This window comes from Ditibartonella apihabitans (assembly GCF_002007485.1).
Classification (GTDB): Bacteria; Pseudomonadota; Alphaproteobacteria; order Rhizobiales; family Rhizobiaceae; genus Bartonella; species Bartonella apihabitans.
On record NZ_CP015820.1, the window covers coordinates 502924 to 520462 of the forward strand.

Genomic DNA, 17539 nt, shown 5'->3' on the forward strand with positions numbered 1-17539 from the left:
AAGAATATAGGAAATTGGAATATTGGCAAGTATAGGGAGAAAATAAATGGGTGAAATAGTCAAAGTCGGGTTGGCTCAGATCCGAAGCAGCGTCAACAAAGACGAGAATAACGAACAAATTATTCAGATGGTTAAAAAGGCTGCCGGGCAAAAAGTCGACATATTGGTTTTCCCAGAAGCAGCCCAAATTTCCTTTGAAGCGGCTTTGAAGGATGAGGCAGAGCCGCTTGATGGTCCTTTCGCGACATTGATCCGCTCTTATGCAGTGAAATATGATATGATGATTGTTGCCGGTATGTTTGAACCGGCAAATGACGGGCGCATACGCAATAAGTTGATCATTACCGGAAAAAACACAGAAGCCACTTATCAGAAAGTTCATTTATATGACGCGTTCGGCTCACGTGAATCAGACCTCGTTGAAGCGGGACGTGATTCCCTTGTTCTCGATACAGTGTTCGGCAAGATCGGTTTTGCCATTTGTTATGATTTGCGGTTTGCCTACCAGTTTTCCGCAATGGGAAAAAAAGGTGCAAAATTGATTATTGTTCCGGCTTCCTGGGGAGCTGGTCCTGGAAAAGCCGAGCAGTGGGATTTGTTGGTTCGCGCCCGTGCGGCCGATTCAGAGGCCTGGTTAATTGCCTGCGATCAGGCTTGGCAACCGCCAAAAGGAACAGCACCGCTCGGCATCGGACAGAGTTCCATTGTCGACCCGACGGGCAGTGTGCGGGCACGTCTGGCGAGCGAGGCTGACCTTCTGGCCTTCGACATTGATTTGGGAAAGGTGGAAGCTATTCGCGCCCTTATTCCAATTTTATGATAGCCGGATATGCGGATAATAAAATATTGTTTTGAATAGATATTATGCTGTTATCTCGCTCTCTGGCATAGGTTTTGCAAAACAACAAAATCGGGCAATGATGAACGCCCATCATGCCCGATTTTTCATTTGATTTTTATTTCAATTCGGTCGCAAAACTGTCAAGCGGATATTCTTTTTTGACAATGCCTTTTTTATAAAGATAGACGCCGTAAGAAATATATTTTTCTTTGTCGAGGTGGAGCGGATTTTCGCTGAATAACGGAACCGTTTCCATCCATATCTTTTTATTGAGATCGGTATCGAGTTCCTTATATTTTTTCGCAAAATTGTCCCATGTTTCTTCCGGGTGAGCCTTCAGGTATTGCTGGCCTTCATGAACGGCTTCAAGGAATTTTTTATAAGCGTCTTGTTTTTGGAGGTCTTTTTTGGCAACAAAAATCAGTTCGTCATAAGGGGGAATACCATAGTCCTCAACCTTCATAATAACAGGTTCTACGCCCTGTTCGCGTATTTCATTACCCTCCACATTGCGATAACCACCAATGACAGCATCAACCTGTTTTGACATCAGCCCGCTTACGAGGTTGAAATTGACGTTAATAAGCTCGACATCCTTTATCGTCAGCCCCTGATTTTCCAACATGGTCCCCAAGATCACCGGTTCGATACTGCTCACAGAAAAACCGACTTTTTTGCCTTTGAGATCGGCCGGTGTTTTAATCCCGCTATCGGGGAGCGCCAAAACGGTATTGAGCGGCGTTTCTATGAGTGTTCCTATGCGTGTGAGCGGCAAGTCTTCATCCATGAACACATAGAGCTGTTCTTGATAGGATAAAGCAATATCGGCTTTGTCGGATGCAACCAGACGCGGTCCGATATTGGGGTCGGAGGGGGTGACGATTTCGACATCAAGTCCGCGTTTTTCAAAACTGCCAATCTGTTCGGCAACAATTAAAGGTGCATGATCGGGATTAAGATACCAGTCAAGAACAACTGTAAGTTTATCATTTGCTTTGGCACCGAAAACGCCGAGAAAAATGATGAGGATCGAAAAGAATATTTTTTTAAACACGTTTCCTCCGGAAATATAATGAAAAGAAAAATCAATTTTGTTCAGATTTTTTATCCCAGTAGATAACATATTTCAATATGATATCGGTGATATACCATAAAATCATTGCAATAACAGAAAGTATAAATATTGCGGCAAAACATGTCGGCGTCTGCATGCGGGCATTGGCGTTCAACATGATATAGCCGAGCCCGCCGGAAGACCCCACCCATTCGCCGATAATTGCACCAATCGGGGCAATGGCGGCAGCAACACGCACACCGGAACCAAGTGCTGGCAGCGCTGCCACAAGCCTGATATGGACAAGTTGCGACAAGGGAGATGCTCCCATAGTTTTTGCAAGATCAAGGTACCCTTCGTTCGTTCTCCGTAAACCGTCAAAAAAGGCTGTTGTGACAGGGAAAAATATAACCAGTATTGCGGCGATGATTTTCGAGAGGATGCCATAGCCGAACCAGAGAACCAGAATGGGGGCAAGGGCGAAAACCGGTATTGACTGGCTTACAATGAGAACCGGCATTAGCCATTTTTGCAATGTCTTGGAAAACATTAAAAGAAGCGCCAGAGCAGCACCGGACAAAATTCCCAATACAAAACCGATGACAATTTCGACAATTGTAATCAAAGAATTTTCCAGAAGATATTGCCGTCCATTCCAAAGTGATTGTGCAACAACAAGGGGCGAGGGCAATATGTATTTTTTGAGATCGAAAATAATGGCAACAGCCCACCATAACGCGAGGATGCCAAAGAAAACCACAAGACCATGAAGGAAAAATGCAAGTTTTTTATTGAAGCGGTTCGGCAAACTATATCCCCTTTAAAAAATGCATCAATTCGGTTTCGCTCTTTATGCGGTTTTTATCATCATAATTTCGGGGGGCTGTTCCCTCGACAAGGATAGCGGGCAGGAAAATTGCCGGTTGACCTTTAAGAACCAGTATACGCCGACATAATCGTGCAGCTTCGGATGGATCATGGGTAACAAGCAATACAGTTTTAGTTTTAAGAAGATCAAATGCAAGTTCCTGTATGGTGGCGCGGGTAACCGCATCAAGCGCCGAAAAAGGCTCGTCCATCAATACAACGGGTTTGTCTTCATATAATGTACGGGCAATAGCCACTCTTTGGCGCATACCGCCCGATAAAGTTTCGGGAAGCTGCTCTTTGACCGATAAAAGACCGACCTTTTCCAGTAGTTCTTCGGCTTTTTTGTAGTCTTTCTTCTCATGGCGCAGTCTTGCTCCAAGGCAAACATTCTCTATCACCTTGAGCCAGGGAAATAGCAAATCCTGTTGCGCCATATAGGTTATACGACCATGAAGACTGTCACCGTCGGAACCTGAAATTTTTCCGCTATCGGGGCTAACTAGCCCGGCAATGATTTTCAGAAGGGTGGTTTTGCCAATTCCGCTTTGCCCTAAAAGCCCGACAAATTCACCGGCAGGAATATCAAAATCCAGCGACCGGAAAACCGGTTTGCCTTCATAATCGAGAGAAATGTTTCGAGCTTTGATACCCAATAAGGGAAAAGAACTTGTCATTGATGAATGATCCTGAAATTAAGCTGTTCCGGCATTATTGAAATTCGGGTAACAAGCAATTTTTTACTGTTACCGGCAAAGCAGTTCAAAGCAAAAAGGCGGTTTCTTCTCCATGAGATGAAGTGGTTATAAGGCTCGCGAAGAACATGGCCTGTTAGGCTCTGCTAATCAAGCTATTTTTAAATCAACAAGAAATATCTGACAGAAAATATGTCGGGATGGTTCAAGCTGTTCAACAAAGATCGCTTGACGACAAAATGAAAACGGGCACGTCAAATAGAATAGATAATAGTTTTCAGGTTGGAAAATTATTCGGGTTCATGCCGCCTCAAGGCTTCAATGAACAATCGGAAAGCAATCGGATGATGACGACGATTGGGATAATAAAGATAATACCCGGGAAACGGTAAACAATATTTTTCAAGAACGCGGATGAGCCTCCCCTGTCTCATAAATTCCTCGACTTCCTGTTCGGGAATATAAGCAAGTCCGAATCCGTCAAGCGCAGCTTCAAGAATATGTGGATAGGTGTTGAAAATGAGCTGTCCTTTCGGGCGCACATTGACCTCTCCATTTTCGTCATCAAGCTCCCACGGATAAAGTCCGCCGGATGTTGGAACCCGCAAATTAATGCAATTCTGCTCCATCAGATCGTGCAAGGTTTCAGGTTTTTTATGTGTTTCAAAATAACTCGGCGCCCCGACGATTGCCATTCGCATTGCTGGCCCAACCGGAAAGGCAATCATGTCTTTGGCGAGATGTTCACCAATACGAATACCCGCATCAAAACGTTCTTCGATAATATCGGTAAGACCATAATTGATATTAATCTCGACCTCGATCTTCGGATATTTCTGTAAAAAAGACCGCAATTTCGGCCGCAAAATATAGGAAGCGGGATAATCCACAGTAGTGATGCGGATTTTTCCTTTCGGCTCTTCGGCGGCATTGGTGATGAGATCAAGCTTCTCGTCCATTGTCTCGATGAGCGGCGAAAGCTCTTCTATCAGCCGCTCGCCTGCCGTTGTTGTGGAAACATTGCGTGTTGTCCGTGTGAGAAGACGAATTCCCAATCGTTCTTCAAGACCACGCATGGCATGGCTTAAAGCCGATTGTGAGACACCCAGTTTGCTTGCCGCACGGGTAAAACTTTTTTCTCGTGCAACTACGAAAAAAGACATGAGATCATGGATGTTTTCTCTAAGCATTTTTTTATGAGATAAAATCCGTTATTGAAAAAGATCTCCATTATATCACGTTTATTTATGAATTGAATTCATAGAGACATGCACAAATATTCTCTTATTTTATGAGCGTCATGGATTTTAAATAACAGGATGAAGTAAGGCGTTAGTTCGTCAACTGGGTACGCTTTGAACGATTGTCATTGAGACCCGTCATTCGGGCATCACTCAGGCTTGTCATCCGGATTTAGATAAAATGCCAACGGCTTAAGGGCTCTTTGCGATGAACCGGCAAGGACCGGATTGACAGGGTGATAAATCCATTATGCCGGTTCGGGAGATTTGAAAATGTGTGAAGCATGTGGAAATTCTAGCCATAAAAAACACGAAACTTTGCCGCGGCGCGAATTTTTGAAAGAAGGTGGCGCGTCTGTTCTTGCCGCCGGTGCACTGATGGGAACAAGTACAGCTGCAAAGGCAGCCCCTTCGGAAGGCAAGATGGTTATTGGCAAGGAGCCTTTTGAAACCCGTGCCTATGCTGCAAAAAGTGCAACATCCGGTTTTTCGCCGATCACCATCACACGACGTGCTTTGAGACCGGACGACGTGCTTCTCGACATTCTTTATGTCGGCATTTGCCATTCCGATATTCATGCTGTTCATTCGGACTGGAGCGCCGCCCATTATCCTATCGTGCCCGGTCATGAAATCGTCGGCCGTGTTCTGGCGGTTGGTTCAAAGGTTACGAAATTCAAAGTCGGCGATATTGGCGGGGTGGGCTGCATGGTGGATTCGTGCGGTACATGTGAAAATTGCCTTGATGACCGCGAACAAAACTGTCTGAACGGGACCACCTTTACCTATGATTCACCCGACAAGATAAGCGGTGGTTATACTTTTGGCGGTTATAGCGACCGCGTGGTTGTAAACGAGCGTTTTGTTATTCATATTCCAGCCCAAGTGCATCTTGCTGCTTATGCGCCGCTTCTTTGTGCCGGTGTGACCACCTTTTCCCCCATGCGTCATTGGAAATTACAAAAAGATCAGAAAATCGCAATTGTCGGCCTTGGTGGTCTTGGCCATATGGCATTGAAACTTGCCCATTCCATGCGTGCCGATGTCACGGTATTCACGACAACGGAAGGTAAGATTGCCGATGCCAAACGTTTGGGCGCAAATGCTGCATTTTTGTGGAGTGACGAAAAAGCTTTCGAGCGCCTTGCCAATCATTTCGATTTGATGATCTCGACAGTGCCGGTTTCATATCCGATGCAGCCTTTCATGAATATGCTCAAACTTGACGCGACACTCGTTAATGTTGGTGCGCTTGGAGAATTGACAGGCGGTTTGAGTGGTATGGCCAATGGCTTTGGCCGGAAAAGTCTTGCCGGTTCGATGATTGGCGGCATTGCCGAAACACAGGAAGTGATTGATTATTGTGCGGCACGTCATATCGAGGCCGATATAGAACTTATCAAACCCGACGAAATTGATCGCGCTTATGAACGGGTTATGGCCAAAGATGTTCGCTACCGGTTTGTTATCGACTTTGCGTCAGGTAAGTCCGCTTGAAATCGGCGTTAAATCTTCATTGACGACGTTTTTTTGAGGCGGGTTTAATTTCTGCCAGCACGCTAACTTATTTTTCACAAAACAGTTTTGCAAAATTACAGGAAAAAACAATGTTGACACTTAAACAAAAAAGACTTGTTCCTGTTGCCGCTTTTGCAACCGAAGGAAATATTGATGGGTTAAGAAATGCTTTGACGCAAGCACTTGATGACAAGGTTGCGATCAACGCAATCAAAGAAGTTCTGGTTCAGACTTATGCTTATGCTGGGTTCCCGAGAAGTCTGAATGCACTTTCCGCGTTTATGGATGTGGTCAATAAAAGACATAACGCGGGTAAAAAAGATGAACAAGGCAGAGATGCCTCGCCCGTCCAAACAGATAAAACAATGTTGAAGGTAGGAACCGGAATCCAGACAAAACTGGTCGGTCAACCGGTGACAGGCCCGCTTTTTGAATTTGCTCCCGCAATTGACCAGTTTTTGAAAAGTCACCTTTTTGGCGATATTTTTGTGCGTGACAATCTTGATTATAAAACAAGAGAAGTTGCTACAATTGCTATGCTTGCGGCACTTCAAGGCGCGCAGTCGCAATTGAAATCACATTATCAGATGGGAACGAACACCGGCCTTGAAAAAAAGGATTTGCAGGAAATTGTTACCATTCTTGAAGAGAAGGTTTGTCCGGAAGTTGGAAAACATGCAAGCGAAGTGCTTGATAGCTTTCTGAATGGTTGAACTTTTTGATGGAAGTGTTTTTCAAGAGGCTGAATGAGGCTGAATAATGAGTGAATGGACAAAGAGCGAGGTTGCGGCAATTGATGCAGCCGATGATCTCAAAATGGCTCCCTACCATGAGGATTTAAAGACAACGGGTACACCTGTGTGGATATGGGAAGTGGTTGTTGATGGCGACCTTTATGTGCGTGCCTATAGCGGCACGTCCTCGCGCTGGTATCAGGCTGCAATCAAACAAAAAAGCGGGAAAATTATTGTGGCCGGAAAGATGGAAGCGGTTCATTACGAAGCTGTCAAAGATCCGGCGGTTCTCAATCAAATTGATGAGGCTTATCACAAAAAATATGATCCAAGCCCCTATGTCGGACCAATGGTGGGCGAGAGAGCGAAAGCCGCAACAATCAAAATCATAAAAGCCTGATGGGTCATTGTTGGTTATCGTTTTTCAAAACAGCAAAATGAAAGTTTTACATAAAAGGCCGACAGTTTCCTAACTGCCGGCCTTTTTTAATAGCATTTTAAAAGGGGCGCACAGACTTGACTTGAAAATATGAAAGCCGGTAGCGCTTTTTCACTTTTTCATTGGCAAGTGGCTCAGAATTCGAGTTTGTCACCTTCAAGCGGAATAATAACCGATTGGCCAATACCTGCTTTATCAACATAAGAACGAAGTTCTTTCCGGCTTAAAACAGCATGGTTGCAGGCTTCCATATGGATAGCAACGAGCTTTGATTGTGGCGCGATCTTATGGGCGTGAACCACGTCCTCCTTGCCCATAATAATGGAACCGAAGCCTTGAAGCTGTGCGTCACCTGCATGAAGAACAATAACTTCCGGCTTATAGTGTTTTAAATTATCCTCGACAGCGTCAATCCATATTGTATCGCCTGCAAAATAAAGCGTTGGTTCATTTGGTGCTTCAAATATAAAACCGGTGGCATGGCCTAGGACTTCGCCAACCTCATGGTTTTTGAAAGCTTCATTGCTTCCGTGCTGGCATAAAGTTTTGGTTACATGAATGCCGTTTTCATAATCGAGTTTTTGCGGCAGAACGGCGAGATTTTTGAAACCTTGGCTCTCAAGAAATTCTTTATCCTTTTCATTCTGGACGAATATTTTTTGTTCTTTGTCTATAAGTCCTGTTGCAACCTCGTCCCAATGATCGGGATGGGTATGACTTAAAAAAATGGCATCCACATTTTTGATAATGTCTTTGGCTTCAAAAGGCAGTTCAACACGCGGGAACCGCCGCTCGCTATGAACTGTACCGGGAAGTCCGGGGTAACGGTCTTTTTCTGCCAGCATCGGATCAATAAGAATGTGTTTTCCGGCGTAATCAAGAATAACCGTTGCGTTACGAATGAATGTGAATTTCATGGTTAAAACCTCTTCAATTTCTTGAAGTTTATGTAATCATGCTTTTTCTGAATAAAAACTGGCCTGATGGTCAAAAGGCATTCATATCGGGCCAAAATTTAGCGGAGTTTTTTTGGCGAAATAAAACGATTGGTTAAATTGAAAACGTCTGGCGCCATTTGGTAGGTGTGACCTGAAATGCATCAATAAAGCTGCGACGGAATGATTGGGTAGAGACAAATCCGGCAAGTTGCGCAATTTCCTCGATGGAAAGTTTTGTTGTTTCCAATGCGCGTCTCGAAAAATGCAGCCTTTCATGAGTAAGCCATTCCATTGGTGAACGGCCGGTTGCCTGATGAAAACGGCGGGTGAATGTGCGTCGGCTCATACCGACATTCTTGGCCATATTGTCAAGAGAATAGGGAGAGGCGAGGTTTTTTCTGATTGTTTCAAGCAGTGAATTTATGCGCTGGTCGCTTGTCGATATTGGAACAGGGGTAGCAAGATATTGGGCTTGGCCACCTTCGCGGTGCGGTGGTGTGACAATCATCCGTGCGGCATGATTGGCAACAACGCCACCATAATTTTTTCGAATAAGGTGAAGACAACAATCAATACCCGCCGCAGTGCCGGCAGATGTGATGATATTACCATCTTCGACATAAAGGGCATTAAAATCGACTTCCGTATCAGGAAACTGTTCGGCAAACTGTTTTTCATAGGCCCAGTGCGTTGCAGCTCTTTTCCCCTTCAAAAGCCCGCTAAAGGCGAGAACATAAGTGCCAAGACATAGCCCCATAATGGTTTTATTTTTTCGCGCTTCATTGTTAAGATGTGTCTTAAGGTCTGAAGAGATCGGTTGTTCAGGATCCGGCCAATAAGGAATGACGATTATATCGGCGTCATCAAGGCTTTTAAGATCGTGGTCGACTTTTATCGAGAAAGTATCCTGACCTTCAACAATTCCGGTTTTTTCTGAAAACAGAATTGGCTTGTAATAAGTTTTGTCCGGCATGGCTGAACCGAAGGCCATGACCGGAACAGAAATGTGAAACGGGCTGAAATTTGCCATGACATAAATGGCTACAGTTTTCGGTGACCTGTTCAAAGTTACATTTTGACCGGCATCCATGTTGTGCAAGCTTTGTGATAGCCGGTCCATTTTTTCAAACAGACCTTGCAATGATTGTTACAATCTTGTCGAACGTCTCGTCGTCAAGCCATGGACTATTCGATATGGTCAACATTCTCGCCGCAAAATCGCGGGCATTAGGGGTTGAAAAACGCTTGTTGAAATGCGGTTCAAGATAGGAATAATCCGCTAAAGCATGAACGAACAGGCGGGTGACGCCATATGGCGAAGGCCACAAGGTTTCAAGTGCTTTGTCTCTTGCTTCTTTGGTTTTAAAAAGCACCATAATAAATGGCCAAATAGCCCCTTCATCATCAAGGCCTTTAACAACCGTGATCGACGGAATTTTTGCAAGCTTGTCGACGCGAAGTTGCGCCTGTTTTTTTATGTCCTCTAAAAAAGGTTTGAGCCTTGAAGCGGCATTTGCACCTCTTTTCATTCTGAAACGGCTTACAAGATGAACGGGAATATCGTCATCAAAAACATCGCCGACCGCTTCCTCTATATTGCCGGCTGCAAGTTCCCTGCGCCTCGGCATGCCATAAGCGAGCGACAAAAGCCGCGGACGATAGGCGATAGAATATCCCAACAATTCGCTTATGCGTTTAAGTTCAAAGAAAAAACGGGGTTTTACTATTTTTTTGTGGGTTTCTTTTAATGCCAGACGGATTTCATCATTAAACGATGTCAAAAGGCCGCCTTCATAAAGGGTAAGCCCCTTTCCGACGGCAAGGCTGAAAAAAGCAATATCCCCCGTTTTGCCGGCTGCCGAACCAAGTGCCTGTGCCCCGTCTTCAATGACATAAGCACCTTTTTTGTGAGCGATTTCAACGCATTGTTCAACATCTGCCAATTGGCCGCCAATATGGGTTGGAATAACAGCCAGTGTCTTTTCGTCGATCAGCTTGTCGAGGCAATCAAAATCGAAATCGAAACTGTTTTTTGCGGTATCACAGAGTTTTACTGTCAAATTGCAATGGGCAATGGCAAGCACAACGAGAGGGCAATTATAAGCCGGTATGATAACGTCTCTTCGCCCTTCGTTCTTGGGCATATTTGCCAGAGTTTGAAGGGCAACAATAAGTGACGCCGTGCCTGAACATTCCAGAATGAGCGGCGGCAAATCGAACAAGTCGCTTAAATTAGGGCAGAGTTCTTTTTTTGTTGGCAACCAATCATGCCAAACCATAGGGAGACCGGCGGTTGGTGGAATTTCGCCTTGTCTCGTCATTGTCAGGATTTCTCGTTTTCTTTTTTGATAACATCACGTTCAGCAAATGCAAGGCACACAATGCCCGCAACAATAAACAGTGCACCGGCAAAATGTGCCAATGAAATTGTTTCGCCGAATATCAGAACGGAAGCAATCATGACAGTGACGACTTCAAGATGGGACGCCGCAAATGCCGGACCGACAGGCGCACGTCTTAAAAGCGTCATCCATGTGAAGAATGCCCCGACATAGCCGAGGATAGCAAAATAGACAAAATGTTGGGAAAAAATCCGGTATAACCATCCGAGGCTTGCTTCCAAGGGCAGGGCGGCGGTTGCCGAAAGCTTGAAGCTGATCTGGCCGAGCGTGTCGAACATCATCAAAAAGAAAAAGCCCAGAATATAGAAGCGACGCATTAAAAAGCTCCCACAATAGCAACACCAATGGCAACAAAGCTGATGCCGAGAACCCGCATAGAGGTGAGTTTTTCATCAAAAAACAGCCGCCCCAATACCATAATGACAATGATATTGATTGATCCGAGCAATATGCCTTCCGAAAGCGGAACCAATGTTAAAAATGCCATCCATAACAAAAATTCGGCGACATAGGAGATTATGCCGAGCCATAGAAGTGGTTGACGGAAAAGTGCTAGCCAATATTGAAAAAGCGATTGAGGTTTATTTTCCTCGTCCGGTTCTGTGGCCGCACCTTTGAAGGCAAGCTGGCCGACAGTGTCACAAACAATATTTCCAAACCACACCAGAAAAATCAGCCAACTCATTGTCAGGCCATCTCGCGAATAAACGGGTTTACAGCAGGGGGTACCAATTGATCTTTTGTGCATAAGGCACCAAAGAAATCGGCGCTTTCCTGAATGACTTTTTTACGGTCACGGTCAATTGTTATCATATGGTAGCTGTTCTCCAATGGTATCATCTTGACGGGGCCTGAAACCGAACGGGCAACACGTCCCGAATTTGTTTCCATATTGGCAATGTCATCATGGCTTGAATGCATGATAAGGCAGGGAGCTTTTATATCATGCAATTGTGTTTCGGTTTGTTTTGCAAGTTCCTGCATTTCGGCAAGTGAACCGAGCGGATTTCCTGCAAGTCCACCTTTGGCACTGTCGCCAGAAAGCATACTTTCGGAAATGGTTTTGCGTATACGCTCGTCTTTCAAACCATAAGGTGGCCGTTCGATAAACACACTTTTCTGGAAAATGCCAAGCGCTTTGAACCATTTCAACAAAAATACAGACTGCTGGATATAGCGTGGTATCGACCAGCCGTCATAAACAAATGTCGGACCATATACGCCGACACCTTTTACATTTTCAGGGTGATCGGCCGTATATTTGAGTGCCAGAACCGCACCCATGGAAAGTCCGCCGACAAACATTGTGTCAACATGTTCCAAAAGCCGATCTGCTGCACGTATGACACTATCATACCAGTCATGCCAGCTTGTTGCCAAAAGATCATTTTCATCACCGCAATGGCCTGCAAGTTGCATACCGTAAACAGTAAAACCGTGCTTATGCAAACCTTTGCCCAGAATTTGCATTTCGGCCGGTGTACCTGTCAAACCATGAATGAGAAGAACGCCAGCCCGACCACCTTTATAGAAAAAGCTGACATCGGTAATCATGAAGCCACCCTTTCGCGGGCTTTTTCCGGCCGTTGCAGTTTGTGCCAGATTTGCATAATTTCGGCGAAGTTATCGACCTTGATGTGGTCAATGCTGTTTGCCGCACAATAATCGGCAAGTTTTCCTTTGGCGAGTACAAGATCGGCTTTTCCGGCTGCACAGAAATCCGATGTTCCATCGCCGATATAAAGGGTAAATCCGTTACCCGCATTGGCAAAATGGCGGCATTTGCAATTGCCGGCGGGGCAAGCAACATTTTTGTAGGGAAATTGTAACTGCCAATTATTGTTACCGGCATAAAGAAGACGGTTTGCGAAAACCTTGACGTTTTCGAGACCATAGCGTTTCAAAATCGTGCGGATGCTATAATCAAGCCCGTCGCTTAAAATGGCAATATCGACACCTTGCTCGTCAAGCAAGCGGACAAAATCCGGAAAAGCCGGATCGATTTTCATTTCATCAAGACATTTTTTGAGCTCGGCAGGCGAGGCCTTGATAAGCGCGATTTGTCTCATCATGCATTCACGTGCACCGATTTTGCCCGAAAGCCAATCCTGTTCGATTGATTCCCAGTTTGGAGATGCAAATCTTTCCAAAAGAACGTCTGTCACGTCATTATCGGCAATTGTGCCGTCAAAATCGACAAAGACGCGGGAAAATATGGGCCCTTGTGAGAATACGGGAGCGCTCAAAGCTTGAAAAGCATTCGGGAACGTTCTTGTCATATTCGTCTTAATCTCCAATAGAAGCCATAAACTGGAATTTGGTCAGCTTGATACATAGCGACCTTTTACCTATAAACAATAAAGACGACTATGCGTTCTTTGTTGCATTTCTGTAACCGGAAAAGAAAGACCTGCATGAACAAGAAAATTCTTATAATAGAAGATGATACAAGGCTTGCCGAGCTTGTTGCCAATTATCTGAAGCGACAGAACTATGATGTAGAGGTGCATCCTCGCGGCGATACAGCCGAAGAGGTCATCAAGCAGTTGCTGCCTGATCTTGTTATTCTTGATGTCATGCTGCCCGGAAAATCCGGTTTCGATGTCTGCCGTGATGTGAGACCCTTCTATAAAGGCCCGATATTGATTATGACGGCAAGCGAGGATGATATTGATGAAATTATCGGATTGGAACTTGGTGCCGACGATTATATGTCAAAGCCGGTCGAGCCACGCCGTTTGCTTGCCCATATAAGGGCACTTCTAAGGCGCAAAGAAAGTGAAATTGTCGAGGAAAGCCATCCGGAAAGTGAAACATCACCTTTGTCGCGCACCAAACTTGTTTTTGGCAATCTTGTCATCGACAAGGATAACCGAGCAGTCCTGATTGATAATAAACCGGTTGATTTAACCACGGCCGAATTTGATCTCTTGTGGCTTCTTGCAAGCCACGCCGGACAGATATTATCACGCGACGATATATTAAATGCTTTGCGTGGTATCGAATTTGACGGGCTTGATCGGTCGATTGATGCGCGTATTTCAAGGCTTCGCCGCCGACTTGGCGATGACCTTGAAAACCCGCGTTTTATCAAAACAGTGCGCGCCAAAGGGTATCTTTTTCTGCAATGGGAAGGAGAATAAGAAAATAGGCTGAAGCAGTTGCCAAGGATGAAGAGCTGATCCGAATAAAAAGATAGCAGGAAGAAGCAAACAAAATGGCATACAATCTGCCAATGATTTAACCTAAAATCTGCCAATGATATAAAAAGTGGATAATCGGCTATAATCTTCGGGAAAGATAAGCCGAATTACGTGAAAAATGCGAATGACGGCAATAACGGGTGAAATGCTATGACGAACGAAGAACATGATGGGCTGCAAAAAAGCCGTCGCCGCATGGTTATTTTACGCTCGATCAGTGTGCTTATCATTTTGTTCTTCTTGCAAGGTGGCGTTGCTTACGGAACATTGCAATTGTTTCTTGCTTTGCCTGCCAACTGGACCGGCATTATTGACGACGCGGATATTGAACGCGATGCCCATCAGGGCACCGTCTACATGATTGATCAGGCAATTGCGAGCGAGCCGATGAAGAATCCTGCTGACGTGCTTCAGGAGTTGCAGCCGCATTTTCATTTCCGCCTCGTTTATATCGATAAGCCCGACCATTTCTCCGACGATGTGAAAGAGCAATTGAAATCTTATGATCTCGCTTATGATGATGAAGATGATCATATCTATGCCAAATTGCAATCAGGCGGCTATTTGAAACTGGGGCCGCTCATTACGACCGACATCAATGATGCCAATGCCAGCGCAATTTTCATTCTTCTGGCATTGCTCACAATCGTCAACGCTTTGCTGTTTTTTGCCATTTTATATTTTGCTTTTTCCACATTGTGGCGCGAAGCGCGAGCCATCAGATTGACAGCCAACGCATTGGGCGAAGGGAATTTGACGGCACGTGTTCCGAAAATTCGTAGCGAACCGTTAAAAATGATCGGCCATGTTATCAATGATATGGCAACCCGTCTTGAGCTTCTCGTCGGTCATAGCCGTACCATGATGCATGCTATGGCGCATGAATTCCGCACACCTCTCGCCCGATTGCGCTTTGGTTTGAGCATGTTGGAAGATTCCGATCCGGAAGAAAAAAAGAAGCTTTATGCAGGAATTGACAAGGATATAGACGAGCTTGAGCAATTGATAAAAATATCGCTCGATTATTTCCGCATGAACAACAAAAACATGCCGACAAAGCTTGAAAATGTCCATATCAAGCGTTGGGCAGAAAATATCATTGATGATCTGTCATTGTTGAAGCCAAAGGGATTTGAAGTCAGTTATAATATTGCCAATGTGGATAGTTTTATTGACCCGAAATTGGCTGCAATGGCGTTTCGCAATATCATTCTGAACGCTTTCAAATATGCCCGTTCAAAGGTTTACATCCATGTTTATAAACAGGATGATGCGCTGATTTTCGAATTCGATGATGATGGGCCGGGGGTGGCGGAAAACGTCAGAGAAGAAATATTCTCGCCTTTTTTCCGGCTTGATAATGATAAATCCGGCTCACATGAGGGATATGGGGTTGGTCTTTCTTTCGTGCGGGCTATTGCCGAGCTCCACCATGGTTCGGCTTTTGTCCTTTCAAGCCGCTTGGGAGGCGCACGTTTTGTCATGCGCTTCGGGCTTTAGAGAGAGCGCCTGAAAAATACGCGCTTTCTTGAAAAATACGCTTTTTAAAGATAAGCGGAAAGCGTTTCAATGAGTTTGCTATTCAACTCATGCTGTTCTTTTTGCCACTTTGTAACGAGTTCGTCGGAAACGCTTGTTTGCCCGTCAAGTTTACTTAAAAGACTTTTCCAGAAACTGTGATAAGTGTAATTGGAAACTTCTCCGGTAATATCACAGGCTCTAAGTCTGGAACCGATATTGGTGATAAGGTCGGTCAAATGCCGCGGCTCCATCTCGCCCTGATCCCAATTGGTATGGATAAATTGCGGCGAGAGCGCATCCTTGTCGATTGACAGATAGACGGGAAGATTTTCCTTATAAATGCTGCTGATAAAGGCTGACATCATGTCATCGACATTGGCAAATGTCTGGAAAGCATTTTTCAAGCCCAGAATATTTGCCCAGCTCACATCCACTTTTGTAGACCAATAGGTCAATTTGTTGGACATAAGCGGCTTCAAGCGGTTTTCGACAGCGTGTTTAACCCCAATATCGCCAGAGGTAATGCCGACAACATGAACATGGTCGATAAATGGCAAAGAAGCAGCATGACTGATCCATGAACCGCAATGGATACCGAAAGGATAACGCATATTGTCCGGATGGTTATCAATCACAATGAGCGTTAAAGGTTCTTGTTTTAAATGTTTGTGACAATGCTTTATCAATAATTGGCTGACATGGTGATAATCGCCACTTCCAAGAAAAACCGGTCCATAAGTTTCCGGCATTTGTTTTTCAAGTTCCATTTCGAGCTTACGAAAATTGGCAAAAGTCGTAGCGTAACGGATACGGTCTTGCCATCCGCTTAAATCGATATTGATGGAATTGTCGAATGTTCCCACACTATTGTCAAAATCGAGGACAACCGGATTTTTCATCAGTTTTGGTCTCCTTGAAGTTCAAGATGGGCATCACTTTCGAAATGATGCCGGAAGTGTTTCAATATCGCTCGCAATAAAGGATTGCGAATATAGACAGCATGCCGTGTATAAACGAATTTTGCGCCAAGATAGGCTTTGATTTCAGGATCGGTCCATCCGGCAACATAATATTTGAAACCGTTGAGGCGGGCATATTCAAGATTGAAAAACCAGCTTATGAAATAGAGATTATTGTCGGTTGCAAGCGGGTAATCAAAGCCGATATATTTATCGACAAGCATGTCTTTATAGGCAAAACAGATATTGTAACCGATGAGCTTGCCACATTTTTTATAGACAATAACCCGCAGGCTTTCGTCGTCCGTATGTAACAAATCGTAGAAAAAATCTTCGCTTAAGCGATCGAAATGGATTTCGCTCTGTTGAAAGACCTGTAAATAAAGCTGGTAGAAGTGTTTGATCACTTCATCACTTTGAAGATAAGGCGAGTTGGCGGTTAAAACATCAATCTCCAGATTTTCCATGGCACGGAGTTTCCGGCGAAAATCCTTACGGCGATTTTTAGAAAAACGGGAAAGAAAATCATCCTGTGAAGAATAATCGACAGGCACATAGGCAAGCGCTTGTCCGGCAACAGAAATAAAGCCCGCTTGTTCCAGATTTTCAAGAAAATCGGCAGTTTTTCTTGCGTCTATATCGGATATTAATAGCGAAGGGGAGGGCAAATCTTTGACAATAACAAGCGGATAATTTTTGCCTTCTTTTTCTTTCAAAAAAAGCGCCGCTTGAGTTGCATCAAAAGGTGTGGGCAGCGGCGAAAATTCCGATACAGTTGTGCCGACAAACAATGTTTTGTATTTCAACAGCCGTGACCAGAATTTATAGAAAGGTATTTTTTTCAAACGCTTCTGATCTTCATTATCCATTGTTGTGGTGAGATCAAAGAGAGCTGAAAAAACCGGAAGTCCGACTTCGGAAATGGTTGCCTTGAAATCAACAGGCGGGTGGCGCAAAAAATCGCTTAAAAGATAATCGGGTTCAAGCTTGTTTGACCAAGCTTTAATGGCATTGTCTGTCTCTTTTCGATTATCCATATTTCGCCGGTTTACCCATCAAATGTTTTGAAAGAAGCGAATAGAAATTCGCTTACGCGTTTTCACCTCGTACGGAACTGTCGTCACCAC

At 44.6% G+C, this 17539-nt stretch carries 19 protein-coding genes; 6 read left to right on the forward strand and 13 right to left on the reverse strand.

What is annotated here, in order from left to right; genetic code table 11:
* Nucleotides 1-46 precede the first annotated feature (46 nt).
* Nucleotides 47-820: a nitrilase-related carbon-nitrogen hydrolase gene (locus BBC0178_RS02220; RefSeq protein ID WP_078039061.1), complete on the forward strand. Its 774-nt coding sequence runs from the start codon at nt 47-49 to the stop codon at nt 818-820.
* 136 nt (nt 821-956) lie between these two features.
* Here BBC0178_RS02220 and BBC0178_RS02225 read toward each other — a convergent pair whose 3' ends face one another.
* The 4 genes from BBC0178_RS02225 to BBC0178_RS02240 form a co-directional block, all read right to left on the reverse strand.
* Nucleotides 957-1895, reverse strand: a complete 939-nt coding sequence (locus BBC0178_RS02225; protein ID WP_078040310.1) for an ABC transporter substrate-binding protein — start codon at nt 1893-1895, stop codon at nt 957-959.
* Between the two features lie 31 nt (nt 1896-1926).
* On the reverse strand, nt 1927-2703 hold the full coding sequence (locus BBC0178_RS02230) for an ABC transporter permease (protein WP_078039062.1): 777 nt from the start codon (nt 2701-2703) through the stop codon (nt 1927-1929).
* Between the two features lies 1 nt (nt 2704).
* Nucleotides 2705-3439 carry an ABC transporter ATP-binding protein gene (locus BBC0178_RS02235; RefSeq protein ID WP_078039063.1) on the reverse strand — a complete coding sequence of 245 codons (735 nt, stop codon included), beginning with the start codon at nt 3437-3439 and terminating at the stop codon, nt 2705-2707.
* Nucleotides 3440-3747: 308 nt separating this feature from the next.
* On the reverse strand, nt 3748-4647 hold the full coding sequence (locus tag BBC0178_RS02240) for a LysR family transcriptional regulator (protein WP_078039064.1): 900 nt from the start codon (nt 4645-4647) through the stop codon (nt 3748-3750).
* Between the two features lie 324 nt (nt 4648-4971).
* Here BBC0178_RS02240 and BBC0178_RS02245 point away from each other — a divergent pair, with 324 nt between their 5' ends.
* Genes BBC0178_RS02245 through BBC0178_RS02255 form a run of 3 tightly spaced genes read left to right on the forward strand, consistent with a single transcriptional unit; the run spans nt 4972 to nt 7350 of the window.
* Nucleotides 4972-6195 (forward strand): NAD(P)-dependent alcohol dehydrogenase, encoded by a 1224-nt coding sequence (locus BBC0178_RS02245; protein ID WP_078039065.1) that lies wholly within the window; start codon nt 4972-4974, stop codon nt 6193-6195.
* Between the two features lie 47 nt (nt 6196-6242).
* Complete coding sequence (locus tag BBC0178_RS02250) at nt 6243-6929, forward strand: carboxymuconolactone decarboxylase family protein (protein WP_225868353.1); 687 nt, start codon at nt 6243-6245, stop codon at nt 6927-6929.
* A 46-nt stretch (nt 6930-6975) separates the two neighbouring features.
* Entirely contained in the window at nt 6976-7350 is a 375-nt protein-coding gene (locus BBC0178_RS02255; RefSeq protein ID WP_078039067.1) for a DUF2255 family protein, read from the forward strand.
* 173 nt (nt 7351-7523) lie between these two features.
* Here the strand turns inward: BBC0178_RS02255 and BBC0178_RS02260 are convergent, their stop codons facing one another.
* From BBC0178_RS02260 to BBC0178_RS02290, 7 genes are all read right to left on the reverse strand, one after another.
* Entirely contained in the window at nt 7524-8306 is a 783-nt protein-coding gene (locus BBC0178_RS02260) for an MBL fold metallo-hydrolase (protein WP_078039068.1), read from the reverse strand.
* 133 nt (nt 8307-8439) lie between these two features.
* Complete coding sequence (locus BBC0178_RS02265) at nt 8440-9447, reverse strand: GlxA family transcriptional regulator (RefSeq protein ID WP_210187168.1); 1008 nt, start codon at nt 9445-9447, stop codon at nt 8440-8442.
* Nucleotides 9448-9451: 4 nt separating this feature from the next.
* On the reverse strand, nt 9452-10648 hold the full coding sequence (locus BBC0178_RS02270; protein ID WP_078039070.1) for an aminotransferase class V-fold PLP-dependent enzyme: 1197 nt from the start codon (nt 10646-10648) through the stop codon (nt 9452-9454).
* Nucleotides 10649-10650: 2 nt separating this feature from the next.
* Nucleotides 10651-11046: a DMT family transporter gene (locus BBC0178_RS02275; RefSeq protein WP_078039071.1), complete on the reverse strand. Its 396-nt coding sequence runs from the start codon at nt 11044-11046 to the stop codon at nt 10651-10653.
* The gene (locus BBC0178_RS02280) at nt 11046-11414 is read right to left on the reverse strand and encodes an EamA family transporter (protein WP_077970384.1); all 369 of its coding nucleotides are present in this window, start codon (nt 11412-11414) and stop codon (nt 11046-11048) included. Before BBC0178_RS02280 ends, BBC0178_RS02275 begins: the two co-directional genes overlap by 1 nt.
* A gap of 2 nt (nt 11415-11416) precedes the next feature.
* Nucleotides 11417-12283 (reverse strand): alpha/beta hydrolase, encoded by an 867-nt coding sequence (locus tag BBC0178_RS02285; protein WP_078039072.1) that lies wholly within the window; start codon nt 12281-12283, stop codon nt 11417-11419.
* Entirely contained in the window at nt 12280-13008 is a 729-nt protein-coding gene (locus BBC0178_RS02290) for an MtnX-like HAD-IB family phosphatase (protein WP_078039073.1), read from the reverse strand. The genes BBC0178_RS02285 and BBC0178_RS02290 overlap by 4 nt, the downstream gene beginning before the upstream one ends.
* 135 nt (nt 13009-13143) lie before the next feature.
* On the opposite strand from BBC0178_RS02290, the gene BBC0178_RS02295 reads away from it, so the two are divergent.
* Nucleotides 13144-13872 (forward strand): response regulator, encoded by a 729-nt coding sequence (locus tag BBC0178_RS02295; protein ID WP_078039074.1) that lies wholly within the window; start codon nt 13144-13146, stop codon nt 13870-13872.
* A 210-nt stretch (nt 13873-14082) separates the two neighbouring features.
* Nucleotides 14083-15432, forward strand: a complete 1350-nt coding sequence (locus BBC0178_RS02300) for an ATP-binding protein (RefSeq protein ID WP_078039075.1) — start codon at nt 14083-14085, stop codon at nt 15430-15432.
* 44 nt (nt 15433-15476) lie between these two features.
* Here BBC0178_RS02300 and BBC0178_RS02305 read toward each other — a convergent pair whose 3' ends face one another.
* Together BBC0178_RS02305 and BBC0178_RS02310 are read right to left on the reverse strand one after the other, a co-directional pair.
* Nucleotides 15477-16352: an arginase family protein gene (locus tag BBC0178_RS02305; RefSeq protein ID WP_078039076.1), complete on the reverse strand. Its 876-nt coding sequence runs from the start codon at nt 16350-16352 to the stop codon at nt 15477-15479.
* The gene (locus tag BBC0178_RS02310) at nt 16352-17449 is read right to left on the reverse strand and encodes a GNAT family N-acetyltransferase (RefSeq protein ID WP_078039077.1); all 1098 of its coding nucleotides are present in this window, start codon (nt 17447-17449) and stop codon (nt 16352-16354) included. The genes BBC0178_RS02305 and BBC0178_RS02310 overlap by 1 nt, the downstream gene beginning before the upstream one ends.
* Between the last annotated feature and the right edge of the window lie 90 nt (nt 17450-17539).

What these genes read in the sequence shown, in the direction of transcription:
- BBC0178_RS02275 (WP_078039071.1), bottom strand. Translation starts at nt 11,046, where the DNA reads ATGCGTCGCTTCTATATTCTGGGCTTTTTCTTTTTGATGATGTTCGAC.
- BBC0178_RS02240 (WP_078039064.1), bottom strand. Translation starts at nt 4,647, where the DNA reads ATGCTTAGAGAAAACATCCATGATCTCATGTCTTTTTTCGTAGTTGCA.
- BBC0178_RS02300 (WP_078039075.1), top strand. Translation starts at nt 14,083, where the DNA reads ATGACGAACGAAGAACATGATGGGCTGCAAAAAAGCCGTCGCCGCATG.
- BBC0178_RS02265 (WP_210187168.1), bottom strand. Translation starts at nt 9,447, where the DNA reads ATGGACCGGCTATCACAAAGCTTGCACAACATGGATGCCGGTCAAAAT.
- BBC0178_RS02310 (WP_078039077.1), bottom strand. Translation starts at nt 17,449, where the DNA reads ATGGATAATCGAAAAGAGACAGACAATGCCATTAAAGCTTGGTCAAAC.
- BBC0178_RS02235 (WP_078039063.1), bottom strand. Translation starts at nt 3,439, where the DNA reads ATGACAAGTTCTTTTCCCTTATTGGGTATCAAAGCTCGAAACATTTCT.
- BBC0178_RS02290 (WP_078039073.1), bottom strand. Translation starts at nt 13,008, where the DNA reads ATGACAAGAACGTTCCCGAATGCTTTTCAAGCTTTGAGCGCTCCCGTA.
- BBC0178_RS02260 (WP_078039068.1), bottom strand. Translation starts at nt 8,306, where the DNA reads ATGAAATTCACATTCATTCGTAACGCAACGGTTATTCTTGATTACGCC.
- BBC0178_RS02255 (WP_078039067.1), top strand. Translation starts at nt 6,976, where the DNA reads ATGAGTGAATGGACAAAGAGCGAGGTTGCGGCAATTGATGCAGCCGAT.
- BBC0178_RS02295 (WP_078039074.1), top strand. Translation starts at nt 13,144, where the DNA reads ATGAACAAGAAAATTCTTATAATAGAAGATGATACAAGGCTTGCCGAG.
- BBC0178_RS02280 (WP_077970384.1), bottom strand. Translation starts at nt 11,414, where the DNA reads ATGAGTTGGCTGATTTTTCTGGTGTGGTTTGGAAATATTGTTTGTGAC.
- BBC0178_RS02245 (WP_078039065.1), top strand. Translation starts at nt 4,972, where the DNA reads ATGTGTGAAGCATGTGGAAATTCTAGCCATAAAAAACACGAAACTTTG.
- BBC0178_RS02305 (WP_078039076.1), bottom strand. Translation starts at nt 16,352, where the DNA reads ATGAAAAATCCGGTTGTCCTCGATTTTGACAATAGTGTGGGAACATTC.
- BBC0178_RS02285 (WP_078039072.1), bottom strand. Translation starts at nt 12,283, where the DNA reads ATGATTACCGATGTCAGCTTTTTCTATAAAGGTGGTCGGGCTGGCGTT.
- BBC0178_RS02220 (WP_078039061.1), top strand. Translation starts at nt 47, where the DNA reads ATGGGTGAAATAGTCAAAGTCGGGTTGGCTCAGATCCGAAGCAGCGTC.
- BBC0178_RS02270 (WP_078039070.1), bottom strand. Translation starts at nt 10,648, where the DNA reads ATGACGAGACAAGGCGAAATTCCACCAACCGCCGGTCTCCCTATGGTT.